Origin of the sequence: Silvimonas sp. (assembly GCF_031291215.1) — a bacterium.
In the GTDB taxonomy this organism is placed as follows: Bacteria; Pseudomonadota; Gammaproteobacteria; order Burkholderiales; family Chitinibacteraceae; genus Silvimonas; species Silvimonas soli.
This window is the reverse complement of record NZ_JARLJK010000139.1, coordinates 34,744-52,068: the sequence shown is the minus strand read 5'-3', so window position 1 is coordinate 52,068 and position 17,325 is coordinate 34,744. Positions and strand designations below refer to the sequence as shown.

Genomic DNA, 17,325 nt, shown 5'->3' with positions numbered 1-17,325 from the left:
ACGATCGCGATGATCGCCCTATAAAAAGAGTCACTGCACAATGCCGCTGCCCGCTCAGAAATCCAGACCGTACGGACCGAAGGTTGAAATTGCGTCGTTGATCCTGGCTGGTTTGTTCATTGCCGGATCGCTCTTGTTGAATCTGATTCCGGCATTGTTCGCCGGCATGATTACCTTTGTGCTGATCCACACGCTGGCGCCGGTGGTTTCTCGCCTCGCCAATGGTTCGCGTGGGCGACTGCTGGCGGCTCTGTTACTGGCGACGGTGGTGATCGCTGCATTGGTTGGGTTGTCGCTGGCGGCATCTGCGTTTGTGCGCAGTGAAACGGGTTTGTCTGCGTTATTTCAGAAAATGGCGCAGATCATCGACGATGCATCCGACACCTTGCCCGACAGCATCGCCGCCTACCTTCCCTCTAACGCAGAAGAGGCGCGGCAGATGACAGTGGATTGGCTGCGCACCCATTCCACCGAGATGCGTCTGTTCGGCGCGCAAGCCAGCAAGGTGTTTGTACACGCCCTGATCGGCCTGATCATTGGCGCCATGGTGGCCATCAACGACATCATGCCGGAAGAAAACAGCAAGCCTCTGGCCGCCGCGTTACGCTGTCGCACTCGCATGTTTGGCCGCTCATTCAAACAGGTGGTGGTCGCGCAGGTCAGGATATCGGCACTCAACACTCTCTTTACCGGCATCTATCTGGCGGCGATTTTGCCCGCGTTCGGCGTGCATCTGCCGCTGACCAAAACCATGATTCTGGTGGCGTTTATCGTCGGGCTGCTGCCGGTGATTGGCAATCTCATCTCCAATACGGTTATCTTTGTGGTGAGTCTGTCGCACTCGCTGCCCATCGCTGTGGCCTCGTTGTTGTTCCTGATCGTGATACACAAGCTGGAATACTTTCTGAATGCGCGCATTGTCGGTAGCCGCATTCATGCCAGCGCATGGGAGCTATTGCTGGCTATGCTGATTGGCGAAACCATGTTCGGTATCGCCGGTCTGGCTTCGGCCCCGGTGTTTTATGCGTATATCAAGAGTGAGCTGGCGCTGCGGGATCTGGTTTAGCTCAGTGCTTTTTTTCGTAGCCCGGATTCGCGCAGCAATCTGGGGTACTGCCAAGGGGAATGCAAAGCGGGTGGTCGCGATATTCGCCCGCATTGCAACCCCGGATTCTCGCTACCCCGCGGCAACCGCCATAAGTGATATCTGATGGCTTTGTGGGAGTACCCCCGTGGGCTCGCTTCATCCGGGCTACGAAGCTGCGATTTCAGCGGGATTCCAAACTCAAACGGCAACGGTTTGGGCGTTCCGGCAATGCTCCAGCGTTTGCCGCAGAATCCGCAAACCGTTGCGAATCTCTACCTCCGTGCTGTTTAGCGCAGGCATAAACCGCAAACACTGTGGCCGTGGCGAGTTCAGCAGCAAGCCGTTGCGCCGGGCCGCATCCACCACTTGCGGGCCGATGGGCGCGGCCAGTTCCAGCGCCAGCAGCAAACCCGCTCCGCGCACTTCGCCAAGGTCCAGATCGTGGCTGATTTGTTGCAGTCCATCGGTTAGCTGTTGGCTGCGCAGTTCAATGTTCTCCAGGAAACCCGGTGCGATCAGTGCATTGAATACCGCTATGCCGACCGCCGCCGTGAGCGGGTTGCCGCAGAACGTGCCGCCCTGATCGCCATGTTCAAACACGCAGCAATGCTGCTTTGCCAGTAGTGCAGAGATCGGCACGCCGCCGCCCAGGCCTTTACCCAGCGTCATGATGTCTGGCTCGATGCCGTACTGCTGATAGCCAAACAGCGTGCCGGTACGTCCGCAGCCGGTCTGGATCTCATCCAGAATCAGCAGCAGATAGTGTTCATCGCACAATGCCCGCAGGCCACGCATGAACGCCAGACTGGCCGGATTAACGCCGCCTTCACCCTGGATGGGTTCGAGCATGATCGCCACGGTTTGTGGGCCGATCAGTGCTCTGACGCTGTCCAGGTCGTTGAGTGTGGCCTTGGGAAAGCCCGGCACCTGCGGCGGAAAATAAGTGTCCCAACCCGGCTTGCCCGAGGCGGACATCATGGCGATGGTGCGACCGTGAAACGCCTTGCCGAAGGTGATCACTTCAAACGCGCCTTGCTTGTGCAGCTGTCCCCACTTGCGCGCCAGCTTGATCGCGCCTTCATTGGCTTCGGCACCGGTATTGGCCAGAAACACCTGATCCATTGCGCTGTGTTGTACCAGCAAGCTGGCCAGCTCGGCGGCGGGCAGATTGTGAAACGCCGGGCTGGAGGTAATCAGCGTACTGGCCTGGCGCGCCAGCGCCGCGACGATGACATCCGGGGCGTGACCCAGACAATTGACCGCCCAACCTTGCATCCAGTCCAGATAGGCCAGTCCGGCCTCGTCGTACAAATACGAACCGGCGCCGCGAGTAAACACAATTGGCGGGCGTTCGGTAATGGGCATGAGATGCGTGGTGTTGCGGGTCAAACCGGTCATCATCTTCTCCGTGCAAAGTGGTGGGGTAGTGGATCGGGTAAAAGGGGCGGCGCAAAACGAAACGGGCCGCGAGTTGTTAAGCTCGCGGCCCGTTGTCTGGTCTTGTCTTCAGTAACGCTGGTTAGTCAGAGGACTGCTCCAGTGTTGTGAGACACGCCCATGGCAACGCGCCACGGCCCGCGATTGAGGCTCGGCGGGCCGCGTTGTTGCGTCGGAGTTGGGCGTGGTGGGAATTCATGTTTTTTATCCTGCCGGGGAAGCGGGGTTTATGTCAACGGGGTAAGCAGATTTATTTTTTGTGGCGTGAATGCCGCATTTCCTATCATTTGTTTTGGATTGAAGAAAGCAATTAGTAAGATTGCCGTCCAAACCAGATTAGTCACGACACACGTGGCACCAGTCAGCTTGCATCGGTTACCTCTCCCTCCAAATTGCAAGGTTGTGAACAGATGATGAAATGGACCCGCCAGCGCTTGCTGGCAATGGGGCTGGCTTGGCCGCTCCTGTGTAATGCTGCGTCACCTCAAATCAGCGCAGATGTTGTTCATGGCCAATTACCCAATGGCCTCAGATATCTGATCGTGCATAACGCTAACCCGCTTGGCAAGGTGGATGCACGGTTGCTGGTTAACGCAGGGTCGCTTGATGAGATGGACGATGAACAAGGCATTGCGCATCTGGTCGAGCATATGGCGTTTCGCCGTACCACGCACTTTGGGGCAGGCGAGATCGTCCAGTTTTTAAATAGCGCAGGCATGCACGCGATTGCGGACAGTAACGCCTGGACCGGTTTTGAAAACACCCGGTACTGGCTGACCCTACCTGCCACCGGCCCGGTATTCGAGCGTGGTTTGCAGTTGATGGCGGATCGGGTGAACGGGGTGGTATTTGACCCACAAGAACTAGCCACCGAGCGCGATGTAGTGCTGGACGAATATCGGCGCACTAAATGGTTGAGTGATGAGTTACGCGGCAGGGCTGACGCATTCGTGCCAGATGGCAGCTATTCCCGGCGCATGGCATTGGGTAATGACAGCGTGGTGGCGCACTTGCCCGCTGAACGTATCACCTCGTTTTACCAACGCAACTACCAGCCACAACGAATGACGCTGCTGCTGGCGGGAGATCTGAATACCAAAGTCGCACAAGCCAGAGTGATCCAGCTATTCTCTGCGGCCCCTAAGGGGGACTTGCCCGCCACGCATGCCGCACCGCTGGTCGCCGCCGGGGTGCGGGCTTTCTCGTCTGCCAAGCTGGACTGGATTAAGGAGCCAAACATGATCTGGAGCTGGGGTTTGCCAGCGGCGCGGACTGAAGATCTGGCGGCCTATTGGCAAACCGCTTTGCTGGGCGAGGTCATCACACAGCGTATGCGACAGCGGGCTGAACTGGCAACCGCTGCACCCAAATCCGCAGACTGGCGACTCGGCTGCGGTGACGTGGCCGGGAGCGTCTTGCAACTGGACCTCGCAGTTCAAGCTAAAGGCTACCGCCTACAGGAGGCCGGAACTGATCTTTACGCCGAGTTGATCCACCTGCAACGCGAAGGAATGCTCCAGTCCGAGCTGAATGCAGCCGACGAACGCCTTGCAGGCACGTTACGCGGTGTGTCTCAACGCGGTTTCACCAATGCCCAATGGACTAGCCGTATGGCTGATTACACGCGTTGCGGCCGTCCGTTGCGTTCAGCCGCCGAGGACTTACTGGACCTCAACGGCGTAATCGCCCAGACCCAACCGCAGGATATACAGCGGCGCGCAGCAGAACTGGTTCAGGCACCGGCCCTGGTCGCGCAGTTCTTGTTACCCCCTGCCACGCCCAAAGATCAGCTGGGTTATTACGATAACAATAGTGCACGCGAAATGATGACCGCGGCGAAAGCTGAACCGGTTCGTGCGCGGGCTATTGCCACAACCAATGGTTCATATATTCCCGTAATCAACGCGCCTGGCAAGGTGGTGCAAGAGACCGCCGAGCCTGGTACTCATGGACTGATCTGGCGGCTTTCCAATGGCATACAGGTGCTGGTCATTCCGCGACTCGCCAGTAACGAACAAATTGGCGTAGCCGCGATTGCCGATGGCGGTCTGTTGTCGTTGACGCCCGGTCGGCAAATAGATGGACTCCTGCTCGCCGACGCCATGAACCGCAGCGGTGCAGGCACCATGAATTTCAATGACCTGCAGCAGGTGGCTGGGGGCAACAATGTCTCGTTGCAAGCTTGGGTAAGCGTGGATCAGCAGGGCGCCGTTGGCCAGGCACCCCCACAAGAGGTTGAACTGTTATTGCAACTGCTGCACCAGGGGTTTGCAACTCCCCGAATTGAAGACCAGGCGCGCGATTGGGCCGTGTCGCAGGCTCGTCAAAACTGGAATACGAATGGGCTGGATGCCTTGTATCAGGGGATGAAAGCGCAGGGTTTTGGTCCGGGTTGGCCGTATAACCCAAGGTGGACCGATGCCGATTTTGACAGTGTAAGCCAGTCCCGATTATTGGCAGTACGCCGGCAGCTCTTTACCAATGCAGCACGGTTTCATTTTGTTTTTACGGGCGTCGCCTCCCCCGCAGATTTGCAGCCACTGGTAGCGCGCTATCTGGGAAGTCTTCCTGTGCAAAACAGCGCGGAGACGGCGTCGACCATGCTCACTGCCAAACTACTCCCAACCACGAATATTGCTGCCAATTGGGGAGGGGAGGCCGGGACAGAGATGCACGCATGGGCGCCGCTACCTACTGACTCCAGCAACGCTTTTCTGGCTGAAGAAGTAACGGGTCTGTTGCAACGCCGGTTAACGACATCACTGCGCCAGTTCGGCGGCAAGTCATACGGTGTTTTTGGCTGGCAGGAATATTTTCCACGCACTGGGTTGCTGATTGGTATTCGTTACTCGACTGCCGCAAACCAGTGCCAGCAAGCGATGGCGCTTACGCGAAAAGAACTTACCCGGTTGCGCGAACAGCCTCTGTCTGAAGAGGAGCTAACGCAGATTCGCGACAGTCTTCAGGCCGGGATTAACAATCGGCCACAAGTGCCTGAAGCTTATGCCCGGTCTATGGCTTGGCATTGGGTAAATGGATCCTTGGCCGACGCCACACCAGACCCCCAGCGGCTAATTACCGCCGATCGCATTCAGCGGGTAGCACAAGACTGGTTTGCTCCGGAGCGTTGGTCGCTGGGTTCCGTCGGTTGCAATCCCGGATTCTGAGAGTTGGTGCTAGTACGGCCGATGTGCTGAATCATGTGGATTCATCCGGGCAGGAATAACGGTCGCCTCAACAGGAGGCGGCCGTTTAACGCTATAAAGACGTCACCAGGCGTGCTTTAACTGGCAGCTCATTGCCTCATACAGATGTTTCCTGCCGCGATCCACCCCAAACCGCCAGCAGGGCGTCGCTTTCCGCAATGCTCACCGTTTCAGCCAGCGCAGCGCGCTCCCAGGCTTGCATCGCCGGATGCGCCAGCATGGTGTCGCGATACTGGGCGGCGACGGCGGGCAAGGGCACGTTGTAGCAGTAAAAGCGCCAGACTACCGGGGCGTACATGGCGTCGGCAATGCTGAACTCGCCAAACAGGTAAGGACCGTTCGCCGTCGCAAAGCGGGTGCGGGCCTCTTGCCAGATGGCGCAGATGCGATCGACATCGGTCTGGATGTTTTCCGGCAAGGGTTTGCCGACGGCGCGCAGTTTGACGTTCATCGGCATATTGCCGCGTACGTTGCCAAAGCCAGCGTGCATTTCAGCCGAAATGGCGCGGGCAAAGGCGCGGGCGTGTTTGTCGGCAGGCCAGGCTTGCGGGTATTGCTCGGCAATGTATTCACAGATCGCCAGACTTTCCCAGATACGGATATCGCCCTCATGCAGACAGGGTACCAGGCCGTTGTCCGAATAGGATCGGTGACTTGCGTTAGGTCCAAGCCCGCTGACCTGCACCGGAATTTCCACAAACGGGATGCCCAGGTGCCGCAACAGAATCCAGGGTCGCAGCGACCACGACGAATAGTTTTTGTTGCCGATATACAGCGTGTAAGCCATCAGATAGTCCTGTCAGAAGTCAAACAAATCGGGGCCGCAACACGTGGGCGGCGACGCAGATGTCGCGCCAAAGTGAGCAAGCCACGGGCACTGGCCAATAGCAGCCGATAAGCCCAGCCAGGAGGGGCAGGAATGATCTGCAACTCGCCATGGCCTTCTATCAGCGCAACGCCGGGTGCCAGTTGGGCGCGCTCTTTACCATGCAAAATAATATCGCGCGAAACACCGGATATGGTGATCCAGGCTTCGCCAGACTCACAGGCGACGCTGTAGCGCTCGTGGCGATCCAGCCGCAGCAATTCGCCGTTTTGCAGGATGATTCTGGTTTGCATGATAACCCCCTTCAGGCAATGACATTTACATGAGGTTGACTATATCCGCAGAATTGCTTGACAAAAACCGATATATTTTCGATCTTTATGTGAATAAAACTAACGGACTTTGCGGTGAACCCACTTCCTCCTCTTCCTGCTTTGCGGGCTTTTGAAGCGGTATCGCGTCTGGGCAGCGTGGTCCAGGCCGCCGATGAGCTGTTTGTTACCCACGGCGCCGTCAGTCACCAGTTGCGGGCGCTGGAAGAATTTCTGGGCGTCGCGCTGTTTGAGCGCCAGGGAAAGCGGCTGATTTTGACCGATGAGGGCCGCGTATATGCCATGCAGATTCGCATTGCGCTGGGCGAAATCGGTGAGGCAACGCAATGGGTGCAAGCCGGCCCGCGCCCAAATGAACTGGTGATCTCGGTACTGCCTTCATTTGGCCTGCACTGGCTGGTGCCGCGCCTGCCAGACTTCAGCCGCCGCCATCCGGAATACCGTTTGCGCTTGCGCGCCGGGCTGGCCGTGGACGATTTGCGGGGCGGTCTGGTGGACGTGGCAATCCGCATGGGTAATGGGCAGTGGCCGGACGTCAAGCAACTGTTTTTGCTGGAGGATCGGCTGGTGGTGGTCGCGGCCCCGCACTTCAATGGTGGCGACCTACCGCAGACCGCTGCGCAGGTAATGCGTTGTCCGGTGGTGCGCTCGGTAGAGAACTGGCGGCCGTGGTATATCGCGGCGGGTATCGACGGCCCCGAGCCCAATGGCCTGAATTGCAATGACTCCAATTTGTTATTGCAGGCGGTGAAACTGGGGCAGGGCGTGGCGCTGACGCGATTGTCGCTGGTGGTCGACATGCTGCGAACCGGTGAGTTGGTGCAACTGACTGATGTCTCGATGCCTTATCCCAATCGCGGATACTGGCTGGTGTGGCCGTTGCGGACCGAGGGCACCCGCAAGTTGCAGGATTTCTCGGCCTGGCTGGTGGAACAAGTGGCGCAATATCTGGCGCAATTGCCCGCATCGTTGCAAGGGGAGTCAGCTGCCGCCACGTCGTGAATCGGCAATACAGCAGCGGAAAATGGGGTTGATTCGAATGCGGACACTTTCCGTAATTGGCGGATTTTTGGTGAAATTGTCGGAAAGTTGACGTCATTTTCAGTGCTGCTAAGTGATCGCTGAAGAGAAACTCCTGCCAACGTGGAACAAAACCTGGTTTTGCCTGGTCGAGCATTGCACTGGCCAATATGTAGCTGATCGGCAGATCAACCACCTGGCGCCAACGGTTAGACGCCGCGCATAATAGCCAGCCCGCAGCGCTGCGCCGTTTTGAATCGGCGCATCAGCCATTTCCCCGGATACAAACAAGCCGAGCATATCGTTTGCGCAGGCAAATACCAGGTTGATTTCGGCAACGAATAAACTGACAACAATGGATTTATTGTTCATTTATGAGAACAAACGACTGGAATGACTGGCATTGTTTTGTGAGCGTGGCGCGGCTGGGTGGCTTCACGCGCGCCGCCGAACGCATGGACGTACCCAAATCGACGGTAAGCATGGCGGTTGCCCGGCTGGAGCAGCGGTTGGGCGTGCGTTTGCTGGAGCGCAGTACCCGCCGCATGCGCCTGACCGAAGACGGTGAAAGGCTGATGCAGGAAATCGGGCCATTATTCGAACGGCTGGAAGATATCGCCGATCATGTCGATGCCGGTGATGCCTCGCTGGGTGGCGTATTGCGCATCGCCGCGACTTACGAATTTGGCAGCATGCAGTTGGGTGACGTCATTACCGAGATGATGCTGCGCCATCCCAAATTATCGATTGAAGTGGACGTGGTCTCGGGCATTGTTGATCCGCTGGCCGACGGTTACGACATTGCATTTGTGGTTACAGCGCTGCCGCTGCCCGATTCGCGCCAGGTTGCACGGCGGGTATTTGATGCCCCGCGCGGTTTGTATGCTTCGCCGGAACTGGTGGCGCAATTGGGGCAGCCCAAGACACCGGCGGACCTTGCCCACTGGCCGCAGATTGCCGCTCCCTACGAGGGGGAGTGGACCTTCTCCAGCAAATCTGAGGCCGACGAAATTACGCTACCGTTGCATCCGCGTTTGCGTACCGCCAACGCGTGGCTGCGAGTGCGTGCGGCGGTCTCGGGTTTAGGTGCCACCGTGCTGGCTCGCAGTTTTTGTGAGGACGAATGTGATGCGGGCCGACTGGTGCCGCTGCTGCCAGATTACGAGCCGCATCCCTTGCGCATCTACGCGCTGCTGCCTGCGCGCAGCCTGATGCCGGCCAAGAGCCGCCATTTTCTGGATGCGGTAGAAGCCTTGCTGACCGACTCGCCATTCAGCAAAACCGCGCCATGGGTTACGCTGGCCGCAAACCACGGTTGATGAGGATTGCGGGGAGTCCGTTCAGTTCAAATGTCGCTCACGAGCCAAACTGCTGGCGCAACCATTCGTAAAAACGGCAGATCGCCAGCTCTCGCGGATGGTTCTCGCGCCAGGTGACAAAGTATTCCAGGTTGGCAGGCACCGAAATATCGCCAAGCTGTACCAGATTGCCCGCTTCCAGATCGTGCCGGGCCATTTGCAAACGGGCAGTGGCGACGCCTTGCCCGGCCACCGCGGCTTGCAGCATCAAACCGGGGTCATCAAATACCGGTCCGCGCTCGGGTTCATCTGGCGGTAAACCCGCAGCCACCAGCCAGTCATGCCAGGAGCGCAAAGTCAGCCGCAACATGGGTAACTTGGGTAAATCGGCTAACTCAAAATTTGGGTATCGCGCCAGCAAACCTGGGCTGGCCACTGCCACCACGCGGTCGTCCAGCAGCTTGTGGCTATGAAAGCCCTGTTTGTGGATGCGCTGATGCCAGATGCCGATATCCACGCTATCCGGATCGGGCGGCTCAATCTGGTAGTGGATGCGCAGCATCAGTTCGATATCCGGATGCAACTGGCTGAACTGGCCCAGACGACGAATCAGCCAACTACTGGCAAAATCGGCCATGACACTGATTTGCAGGCGGATTACGCCAGCGCCTTCGGTGCGTGCTTCTGCCAGCGCATCGGCAATCTCGTCCACGGCTGACCGTATTCTTGCTGCCAGACGTTCGCAAATAGGGGTCGGCAACATATTCGGGCCAACGCGCCGAAACAATGCCGTGCCAAGTTGTTCTTCCAGTGCGCGCAGGTGGTGACTGACTGCACTGTGAGTAACGTGCAGTTCTTGCGCGGCGCGGGTAAAGCTGTGCAGGCGCACTGCGGCTTCCAGCGCCCGTAGCGCAGCCAGTGGGGGGATTCGTGTCGTCATGCCAGCAAATTCTACTCACATTGGTCGTCGAAAGCTTTCGTTCGCCAGATGGACTCAAAGCCCGGACAATCATGTCCTGAATGCATTACCGGAATCTGATCATGCCTGCTGCTTTGCGTGTGTTTGTCTTGTTTGCCCTTGGGTATTTTGTGTCATACGTTTATCGCGGGGTAAACCTCGGTTTTGCGCCGTATCTGACGCATGAACTGGGTTTGTCTGCTGCAGATCTGGGGTTGCTGACCAGCCTGTATTTTCTGGGTTTTGCTGGTGCGCAATTGCCCGTTGGCATTCTGTTAGACCGTTTTGGCTCGCGCCGCGTAACCGCAGTACTGATCCTGGTGGCAGCAACGGGTTCAGTGGTCTTTGGCATGGCCACCAGCAAATCCGGTTTGATGTTGGGTCGTCTGCTGATCGGGATTGGTCTGGCTGCTTGCCTGGGCGCGGCGTTCAAAGCGCTAGCGCAATGGTTCGACTTCAAGCGCCTGCCGTTACTGAATGGCCTGACCATGGCCATTGGCGGGCTGGGCGGCGTGGCCATGGGCTCGCCGCTGTTATGGTTATTGAGCATTACCGATTGGCGCAGCATCTGTTTTGGTCTGGCCGGTTTTTCGGCACTGGTGGCGTTGGGTATCTGGTTTGGCGTGCCGAAAAGCCGCGAAGTTGCACACGAGGCTGACTTCAAAAGCCAGTTGCTTGGGTCGTGGCATGTGCTCAAAAGCCCAGTGTTCTGGAAGGTGGCCGCCTTTTCTTCAATGACCCAAGGCGTGTTCTACGCCATGCAATCGCTATGGATGGCGCCGTACCTGCGCGACGTCAGTGGCCTCGCGCCAGCCCAGGTAGGCTCGGTGATCTCGGTGCTGGGCGTAGCCATGATGGTCGGTAGTGTCGGCTTCGGTTTCCTGGCGCGGTCATTGGAGCGTCACGGTATCAGCGTGCGTTTGTTTTCCGGCTTTGGCATGTTGTTGTTCATGCTGATACAAGGGCTGATCATGGCGCAGGTCGCCGTCCCCTTATGGCTACTTTGGGCCGCCTACGGTCTGGTTGGTGGCTGTGGCATTCTCAGCTACGCGGTGCTCGTCGAGCACTTCCCCATCCAGCTGATCGGCCGTGTAAACACCAGTCTGACGTTGCTGATTTTTGTGTTGATCTTCTTGTGCCAACTTGGCGTGGGATCGGTACTAAGCCTGTGGCCGGCAACGGATCGCCATTACCCTGCGGTGGCTCATTTGGTGGCGTGGGGGATTTTGCTGGGATTGCAGGTTATGACTGCCGTTTGGTATTTCTTTCCGAAGAGGAAGGTGATTTCGCTGGCGGTGTATGGGTAGAGAGCTTGTGAGGCGGCGGTAGCAAGGGTTTGCAGTTGCAGTTTCTGCAATCGGCTAACAATACTGTAAAACACGCCGACCGAGAGTCGGAGCCTGAGGTCTCCTACTCTCGGTCGGCGTGTTTTACAGTACTGCTTGCCATCGGCAAAACAGCTTGGCGCCCATGCCGCTAGCCATGTCGTAAACCATGCCACGCCAGCATGGCCAAACACTCACCCGTTATTCCGTGGATCTGCCTCACTCAGTAGCGACAAAAATCCCTGCAAGCGCCCACGAATATCTGCCAGTTCTTCCAACGACATCGGCAACGCGCACAACAACGCCGGTGGCACGGCTTCGGCTTTGGTGCGCAGGGCGCGACCGGCTTCGGTCAGATCGACCACCACGCGACGTTCGTCTGCCGCATCACGCTGGCGGGTCACCAAGCCATGTGTCTGTAGCCGCTTGAGCAGCGGGGTGAGGGTACCGGTGTCCAGATACAACTGTTTGCCTAGCTCTCCCACGCTGCGCGGTGCGGTTTCCCACAGCGCCATCATCACCAGATATTGCGGATAAGTCAGCTCCAGCTCTTCCAGCAACGGCCGGTACAGGCGCGTCATCAAGTTGCTGGCCGCGTAGAGCGGAAAGCACAGTTGCTGGTCCAGAGTGAGCAGATTGGGAGTGGTCATCAGTGGTATCAAGTGGAGTTGGGATCAGCCCGCAGCGGGGCACAAACGCCAATACGATAGCATGAGCGGCTGCCCATGCTATCGCAGGCTTGTTGCACGATCCCGCCTACTGGCTCACTTAGCCAGCGAAAGCCTGCACGTTCACCACGATATTGCCGCGGGTGGCATTGGAGTACGGGCAAACTTCATGCGCGGTGGCGACGAGTTTTTCGGCAGTCACTTGATCCACACCACCTACCGTAGCCTTGAGCGACACTTCCAGCTTAAAGCCGCCTTCGGCGCGCGGGCCAATGCCGACTTCTGCTTCAACCTGAGTCGCCCCGATTTTCACTTTGCCTTGGCCGGCCACAAACTGGATTGCGCTTTCAAAACATGCGGCGTAGCCAGCGGCAAACAGTTGCTCTGGATTGGTGCCCACTTTGTTACCGCCGCCCAGTTCTTTGGGCATGGCCAGCTCCGCCGAGAACAGGCCGTCGGCAGATTCAACCCGGCCATTACGGCCGCCGTGGGTAGTCGCTTTGGTGCGATAAAGAATGGTCATGGCAGTTTTCCTTTGTAAAAGACTTTGCAAGAGAGATTAGATGTTGTCTGGTCTTTGTTTGTGAAGCAATACTATTGTGCACAATATAAATGTTCAACGCATAAAATAAAAATATGGATGAACGGTCATACGGCCCAGCCCAACCCATTCGGCATATCTGGTAAAAATTGATTTAAAACAATAAATAATGGAACGGTTGACCGGCGTTTGGAGATTCCGGATTGCGGAAAGTAGTTACGGCGGGGCGACTACAAGCTCTGGATAATCGATCATGTCAATCCATGTACAAGGCAAGCGGCAATGGCTTCAGCTTCTTCTTCGACGCAGACACCGGCAGGTGCGGTATTCCGCGTGGTTAGCGGTAACTTCCTCGAAATGTATGACTTCATGGTGTACGGCTATTACGCCGCAGCCATTGCCAAAACGTTTTTCCCCAGCGGTAACGAATTTCTCTCGCTCATGCTGGCACTGGTGACGTTTGGCGCCGGTTTCCTGATGCGCCCGCTGGGTGCGATCGTGCTGGGCTCCTATATTGACCGCCACGGCCGCCGCGCCGGGCTGATCCTTACTCTGGGTCTGATGGCCTGTGGCACCTTGCTGATCGCCTGCGTGCCGGGCTATGCCTCCATTGGCATTGCTGCGCCCTTGCTGGTGGTGGCGGGGCGTTTGCTGCAGGGTTTTTCTGCCGGGGTGGAACTGGGTGGCGTCTCGGTTTATCTGGCCGAAATTGCCAGCCCGGGTAACAAAGGCTTTTACGTGAGCTGGCAGTCGGCCAGCCAGCAAGTGGCAGTGGTATTTGCGGCGGTGCTGGGGGTATTGCTGGCCTCAAACCTGTCCCATGGCCAGATGGATGCCTGGGGCTGGCGCGTGCCGTTTGTGATTGGCTGTCTGATTGTGCCGTTCCTGTTCATCATCCGTCGTTCGCTACAGGAAACCGAAGAGTTCCAGCAACGCAAACACCGCCCGACGCCCCAGGAAATCTACAGTTCCATTATCCAGAACTGGGGCATCGTCATTCTGGGCACCTTGCTGGTGGTGATGACTACGGTGTCGTTCTACATGATCACGGCCTACACCCCGACGTTTGGCAAAACCGAACTCAAGCTGGGGGATATCGAGACGCTGGTTGTTACGGTGTGCGTGGGGATTTCCAACCTGTTCTGGCTGCCTGTCATGGGCGCCTTGTCTGACCGTATTGGCCGCAAACCATTGTTGATTACCTTTACCGTACTCAGCCTGCTGACCGCGTACCCGGCATTGGCGTGGCTGGTGCAGTCGCCGTCCTTCGGCCATTTGCTGGCGGTAGAACTCTGGCTGTCCTTCATTTACGCCAGCTATAACGGTGCCATGGTGGTGACGCTGATCGAAATGATGCCGCCGCATGTGCGCACCACTGGTTTCTCCATGGCGTATAGCCTGGCGACGGCCATCTTCGGTGGTTTCACCCCGGCGATTGCGACCGGCTTGATTCACGCCACCGGCAACAAGGCCATGCCTGGTTTGTGGCTGACGTTTGCCGCTGCCAGCGGCTTGATCGCCACGTTGATTCTTAGCCGCATGGGGCGCTTTGACCAGTCCCCGGCCGTAGCGCCCAAACTGGCCCGCGCCTGATCTCACCGTTTCAGCAAGGTTGACCACAAAGGCTCCTCATTGGAGCCTTTGTTATTTCTGGTCCGCACGGTGATATAACGGCCAGGTTTTTTATTCAATAAAAATATATAAACATCATTTAATATTCCTTCTTGTTAATAAGTCGCTTTGTTAGATTGGTCGCATCACACCAAAGCAACGCTAAAACAAAGGGATTCGAGATGACCAAACTGCACTCCTGGAAATGGCTGGTACCGATCATTGCACTGGCCGGACTGGCTACGGCAGCTCACGCTGAAGACGTCACGGTGGCCTACCAGACCACAGTAGAACCGGCCAAGGTCGCGCAAGCCGATGGCCTGTATGAAAAAGCCACCAACAGCAAAATCAACTGGCGCAAGTTTGAAAGCGGCGCCGAGGTTATTGCGGCGGTGGCTTCAGGCGATGTGCAAGTGGGTTATGTCGGCTCCAGCCCGCTGGCTGCTGCGGCCAGTCGAGGTTTACCAATCCAGACCTTCCTGATTGCCGTGCAGATTGGCTCGGCTGAAGCACTGGTAGTGCGTAACGGCGCCAACATCAACAAGCCGCAAGATCTGATCGGCAAGAAAGTCGCCGTGCCGTTTGTCTCCACGACGCACTACAGCCTGCTCGCAGCACTCAAGCACTGGCAGATTGACCCGACCAAAGTGCAAATCCTGAATCTGCGTCCATCCGAAATCACTGCCGCATGGCAACGGGGCGATATCGATGCCGCCTACGTGTGGGACCCGGCGCTGGGCAAGGCCAAAGAAAGTGGCAAGCTGCTGGTGACTTCGACCGAAGTTGGCAAATGGGGCGCGCCAACCTTTGATGCCTGGATCGTGCGCAAGGATTTCGCCGAGAAGCATCCTGAGTTTGTCGCCAACTTCGCCAAGGTCACACTCAAGGCTTATGCCGATTACAACGCCAACCCCAAAGCCTGGCTGGCCAACACTGCCAATGTGGACAAAGTATCGCGCCTGACCGGTGCCAAGCCGGAAGAAATCTCCGGTCTGCTGGAAGGCAACGGCTACCCGAATGCATCCGAACAAGCGAAGTTGCTAGGCCCGCAAATTGCCCAAGCCATCGCTCAGACTTCCTCCTTCCTCAAGGAACAAGGCAAGGTCGACAGCGTGCAGCCAAGCTACGCACCGTATGTTGATGGCAAGTACGCGCAGACCGCCGCCAAGTGAGCGCAACATGAGTCTTTGATGCGCCCGCAGGTGCGGGTATGCAACAGAAGCGGGCGGTCGCAAGTCGGGGCCGCCGCTCCGGATTTCAGGAATACCGCAATGACGACAGCTTCAGCAAATAGTGACAGCCTGATAGTGGATCGGGTCAGCGTGCATTTTCCGGGCCATGCGCGTAACGAGGCCGCATTGCAGGATGTGTCGCTCCGCATCAATGCGGGCGAACTGGTCGTCGCACTTGGGCCATCCGGCTGCGGTAAAACCACACTGTTGAACCTGATCGCCGGCTTCCTCAAGCCATCGGCGGGCCGGGTGGAATTTGCCGGGCAGCAAGTACAGGGGCCAGCTGCAGCGCGCGGCGTCGTGTTTCAGGACAACGCTTTATTGCCATGGCTGAATGTGCTGGAAAACGTCGCCTTTGGCTTGAAACTGCAAGGCGTAGCGACCGCTGAACGCAATGCGCGAGCCACCGAGGTTTTGCGGCAAGTTGATCTGGCCGGATTTGAACAGCACCACATCTGGCAATTGTCTGGCGGCATGCGCCAGCGGGTCGGCCTGGCGCGGGCCTTGGCGGCAGGGCCAGAAGTCCTGTTGATGGACGAGCCTTTTGCCGCGCTGGATGCCTTTACCAGGGAACAGATGCAAGAGCTGGTCCTGTCGTTATGGCACCAGACCGGCAAGCGCATCCTGCTCATCACTCACGATATCGAAGAAGCTGTTTTCCTGGCTTCAGAACTGGTGTTGATGTCCCCGCGCCCGGGTCGGATTGTCGAGCGGCTGCCACTGGACTTCAGTCGCCGCTACATTGCTGGCGAGTCAGCACGCAGTATCAAATCTGATCCGGCGTTTATTGCCACGCGCGAACATGTATTGAGCAAGGTTTTTGCCCAGCGTGGCAAGGAGTTGGCGTAATGGAACAGACACTTGTCAGCACCGAATTACCCTTGCTGGAGGCCGCCAGTATTGAGGCCGAACGCGAACAGCTCACGCCGGATCCAGCCCGCAGTAATCACGGTTTGCGGGTTAGCCTGCTGACCATTGGCGTCCTGGTTTTGCTGTGGTGGGCGATCACCACAGCGGGATTGATCCAGCCGCTGTTCTTGCCATCACCTCAAGCCGTTGCCAGGAAGTTCTGGAGGGTGTCGACCAGCGGCTTTGTCGACGCCACCTTGTGGCAGCATCTGGTTGCCAGCCTGACGCGCGTGTTGCTGGCGTTGGTCGCTGCGGTGTTATTTGCCGTCCCGGTGGGCATTGCCATTGGCCTGTCACCGCGCATACGCGCTGTGCTGGACCCGTTGATTGAGTTCTACCGGCCCATCCCGCCGCTGGCCTACTTGCCGTTGATCGTGATCTGGTTCGGGATCGGCGAACTTTCGAAAGTCCTGCTGATTTACCTGGCCATTTTTGCGCCCATTGCCATCTCCACCGCTGCTGGCGTGCGTTCGGCTGACCAGACGCGCATTCGCGCTGCGCAGTCACTGGGCGCCTCGCGTTGGCAATTGATCCGCTACGTGATTTTGCCCGGTGCGTTGCCAGACATCCTCACCGGTGTGCGTATTGGTCTGGGCACGGGTTGGTCAACGCTGGTTGCCGCCGAACTGGTTGCCGCAACGCGGGGATTGGGCTTTATGGTGCAATCGGCAGCACAGTTTCTGGTGACAGATGTCGTAGTACTGGGCATTGCCGTCATTGCCGTCGTCGCGTTTGCGCTGGAACTGGGGTTGAGGTGGATACAGCGCAAGGTCACGCCCTGGACGATCGCCAGAGGTTGATTCTTGGGCGAAGTGGTGATGCAGCGCAGACGTAGCCCGGATGAAACATAGTGAGAATCCGGGGTTGCAACACCG

The 17,325-nt window shown here is 57.6% G+C and carries 15 protein-coding genes; 9 read left to right on the top strand and 6 right to left on the bottom strand.

The features are described 5' to 3' along the window. The first annotated feature begins 40 nt into the window (after positions 1-40). Entirely contained in the window at positions 41-1,066 is a 1,026-nt protein-coding gene (locus P4L78_RS17770) for an AI-2E family transporter (protein WP_283150058.1), read from the top strand. 219 nt (positions 1,067-1,285) lie between these two features. On the opposite strand, the gene P4L78_RS17765 is transcribed toward P4L78_RS17770, so the two are convergent. Beyond that, entirely contained in the window at positions 1,286-2,488 is a 1,203-nt protein-coding gene (locus P4L78_RS17765; protein ID WP_309329516.1) for an acetylornithine transaminase, read from the bottom strand. 446 nt (positions 2,489-2,934) lie between these two features. Between P4L78_RS17765 and P4L78_RS17760 the strand changes: the two genes are divergently transcribed. Continuing rightward, positions 2,935-5,691, top strand: a complete 2,757-nt coding sequence (locus P4L78_RS17760) for an insulinase family protein (RefSeq protein ID WP_309329514.1) — start codon at positions 2,935-2,937, stop codon at positions 5,689-5,691. A gap of 136 nt (positions 5,692-5,827) precedes the next feature. Here P4L78_RS17760 and P4L78_RS17755 read toward each other — a convergent pair whose 3' ends face one another. Then, complete coding sequence (locus P4L78_RS17755) at positions 5,828-6,517, bottom strand: glutathione S-transferase family protein (RefSeq protein ID WP_309329512.1); 690 nt, start codon at positions 6,515-6,517, stop codon at positions 5,828-5,830. Continuing rightward, the gene (locus tag P4L78_RS17750; protein WP_309329510.1) at positions 6,517-6,849 is read right to left on the bottom strand and encodes a DUF2917 domain-containing protein; all 333 of its coding nucleotides are present in this window, start codon (positions 6,847-6,849) and stop codon (positions 6,517-6,519) included. The genes P4L78_RS17755 and P4L78_RS17750 overlap by 1 nt, the downstream gene beginning before the upstream one ends. Before the next feature lie 114 nt (positions 6,850-6,963). On the opposite strand from P4L78_RS17750, the gene gcvA reads away from it, so the two are divergent. Together gcvA and P4L78_RS17740 are read left to right on the top strand one after the other, a co-directional pair. After that, the gene (gcvA, locus tag P4L78_RS17745; RefSeq protein ID WP_309329508.1) at positions 6,964-7,890 is read left to right on the top strand and encodes a transcriptional regulator GcvA; all 927 of its coding nucleotides are present in this window, start codon (positions 6,964-6,966) and stop codon (positions 7,888-7,890) included. A 392-nt stretch (positions 7,891-8,282) separates the two neighbouring features. Further along, positions 8,283-9,227, top strand: a complete 945-nt coding sequence (locus P4L78_RS17740) for a LysR family transcriptional regulator (RefSeq protein WP_309329506.1) — start codon at positions 8,283-8,285, stop codon at positions 9,225-9,227. A gap of 37 nt (positions 9,228-9,264) precedes the next feature. Here P4L78_RS17740 and P4L78_RS17735 read toward each other — a convergent pair whose 3' ends face one another. Continuing rightward, positions 9,265-10,146, bottom strand: a complete 882-nt coding sequence (locus tag P4L78_RS17735; protein WP_309329504.1) for a LysR substrate-binding domain-containing protein — start codon at positions 10,144-10,146, stop codon at positions 9,265-9,267. Between the two features lie 101 nt (positions 10,147-10,247). Between P4L78_RS17735 and P4L78_RS17730 the strand changes: the two genes are divergently transcribed. Beyond that, positions 10,248-11,471: an MFS transporter gene (locus P4L78_RS17730; protein WP_309329502.1), complete on the top strand. Its 1,224-nt coding sequence runs from the start codon at positions 10,248-10,250 to the stop codon at positions 11,469-11,471. 212 nt (positions 11,472-11,683) lie between these two features. On the opposite strand, the gene P4L78_RS17725 is transcribed toward P4L78_RS17730, so the two are convergent. Both P4L78_RS17725 and P4L78_RS17720 read right to left on the bottom strand, forming a co-directional pair. Further along, positions 11,684-12,139, bottom strand: coding sequence for a MarR family transcriptional regulator (locus P4L78_RS17725; RefSeq protein ID WP_309329500.1), 456 nt, complete (start codon positions 12,137-12,139; stop codon positions 11,684-11,686). Between the two features lie 118 nt (positions 12,140-12,257). Further along, the gene (locus P4L78_RS17720; protein ID WP_309329498.1) at positions 12,258-12,680 is read right to left on the bottom strand and encodes an organic hydroperoxide resistance protein; all 423 of its coding nucleotides are present in this window, start codon (positions 12,678-12,680) and stop codon (positions 12,258-12,260) included. Between the two features lie 300 nt (positions 12,681-12,980). Here P4L78_RS17720 and P4L78_RS17715 point away from each other — a divergent pair, with 300 nt between their 5' ends. The 4 genes from P4L78_RS17715 (at position 12,981) to tauC (ending at position 17,250) form a co-directional block, all read left to right on the top strand. Next, entirely contained in the window at positions 12,981-14,291 is a 1,311-nt protein-coding gene (locus P4L78_RS17715; RefSeq protein ID WP_283150048.1) for an MFS transporter, read from the top strand. A 200-nt stretch (positions 14,292-14,491) separates the two neighbouring features. Beyond that, complete coding sequence (gene tauA, locus P4L78_RS17710; RefSeq protein WP_309329496.1) at positions 14,492-15,481, top strand: taurine ABC transporter substrate-binding protein; 990 nt, start codon at positions 14,492-14,494, stop codon at positions 15,479-15,481. A gap of 99 nt (positions 15,482-15,580) precedes the next feature. Beyond that, positions 15,581-16,390 carry a taurine ABC transporter ATP-binding subunit gene (gene tauB / locus P4L78_RS17705; protein ID WP_309329494.1) on the top strand — a complete coding sequence of 270 codons (810 nt, stop codon included), beginning with the start codon at positions 15,581-15,583 and terminating at the stop codon, positions 16,388-16,390. Continuing rightward, positions 16,390-17,250 carry a taurine ABC transporter permease TauC gene (gene tauC, locus P4L78_RS17700; protein ID WP_309329492.1) on the top strand — a complete coding sequence of 287 codons (861 nt, stop codon included), beginning with the start codon at positions 16,390-16,392 and terminating at the stop codon, positions 17,248-17,250. Before tauB ends, tauC begins: the two co-directional genes overlap by 1 nt. Positions 17,251-17,325: the final 75 nt, after the last annotated feature.

Excerpts from the sequence above, each read along its gene's own strand:
- P4L78_RS17750 (WP_309329510.1), bottom strand. The coding sequence starts at position 6,849 with ATGCAAACCAGAATCATCCTGCAAAACGGCGAATTGCTGCGGCTGGAT.
- P4L78_RS17730 (WP_309329502.1), top strand. The coding sequence starts at position 10,248 with ATGCCTGCTGCTTTGCGTGTGTTTGTCTTGTTTGCCCTTGGGTATTTT.
- P4L78_RS17765 (WP_309329516.1), bottom strand. The coding sequence starts at position 2,488 with ATGATGACCGGTTTGACCCGCAACACCACGCATCTCATGCCCATTACC.
- P4L78_RS17715 (WP_283150048.1), top strand. The coding sequence starts at position 12,981 with ATGGCTTCAGCTTCTTCTTCGACGCAGACACCGGCAGGTGCGGTATTC.
- P4L78_RS17735 (WP_309329504.1), bottom strand. The coding sequence starts at position 10,146 with ATGACGACACGAATCCCCCCACTGGCTGCGCTACGGGCGCTGGAAGCC.
- P4L78_RS17755 (WP_309329512.1), bottom strand. The coding sequence starts at position 6,517 with ATGGCTTACACGCTGTATATCGGCAACAAAAACTATTCGTCGTGGTCG.
- tauC (WP_309329492.1), top strand. The coding sequence starts at position 16,390 with ATGGAACAGACACTTGTCAGCACCGAATTACCCTTGCTGGAGGCCGCC.
- P4L78_RS17720 (WP_309329498.1), bottom strand. The coding sequence starts at position 12,680 with ATGACCATTCTTTATCGCACCAAAGCGACTACCCACGGCGGCCGTAAT.
- P4L78_RS17760 (WP_309329514.1), top strand. The coding sequence starts at position 2,935 with ATGATGAAATGGACCCGCCAGCGCTTGCTGGCAATGGGGCTGGCTTGG.
- P4L78_RS17740 (WP_309329506.1), top strand. The coding sequence starts at position 8,283 with ATGAGAACAAACGACTGGAATGACTGGCATTGTTTTGTGAGCGTGGCG.
- tauA (WP_309329496.1), top strand. The coding sequence starts at position 14,492 with ATGACCAAACTGCACTCCTGGAAATGGCTGGTACCGATCATTGCACTG.
- P4L78_RS17770 (WP_283150058.1), top strand. The coding sequence starts at position 41 with ATGCCGCTGCCCGCTCAGAAATCCAGACCGTACGGACCGAAGGTTGAA.
- P4L78_RS17725 (WP_309329500.1), bottom strand. The coding sequence starts at position 12,139 with ATGACCACTCCCAATCTGCTCACTCTGGACCAGCAACTGTGCTTTCCG.
- tauB (WP_309329494.1), top strand. The coding sequence starts at position 15,581 with ATGACGACAGCTTCAGCAAATAGTGACAGCCTGATAGTGGATCGGGTC.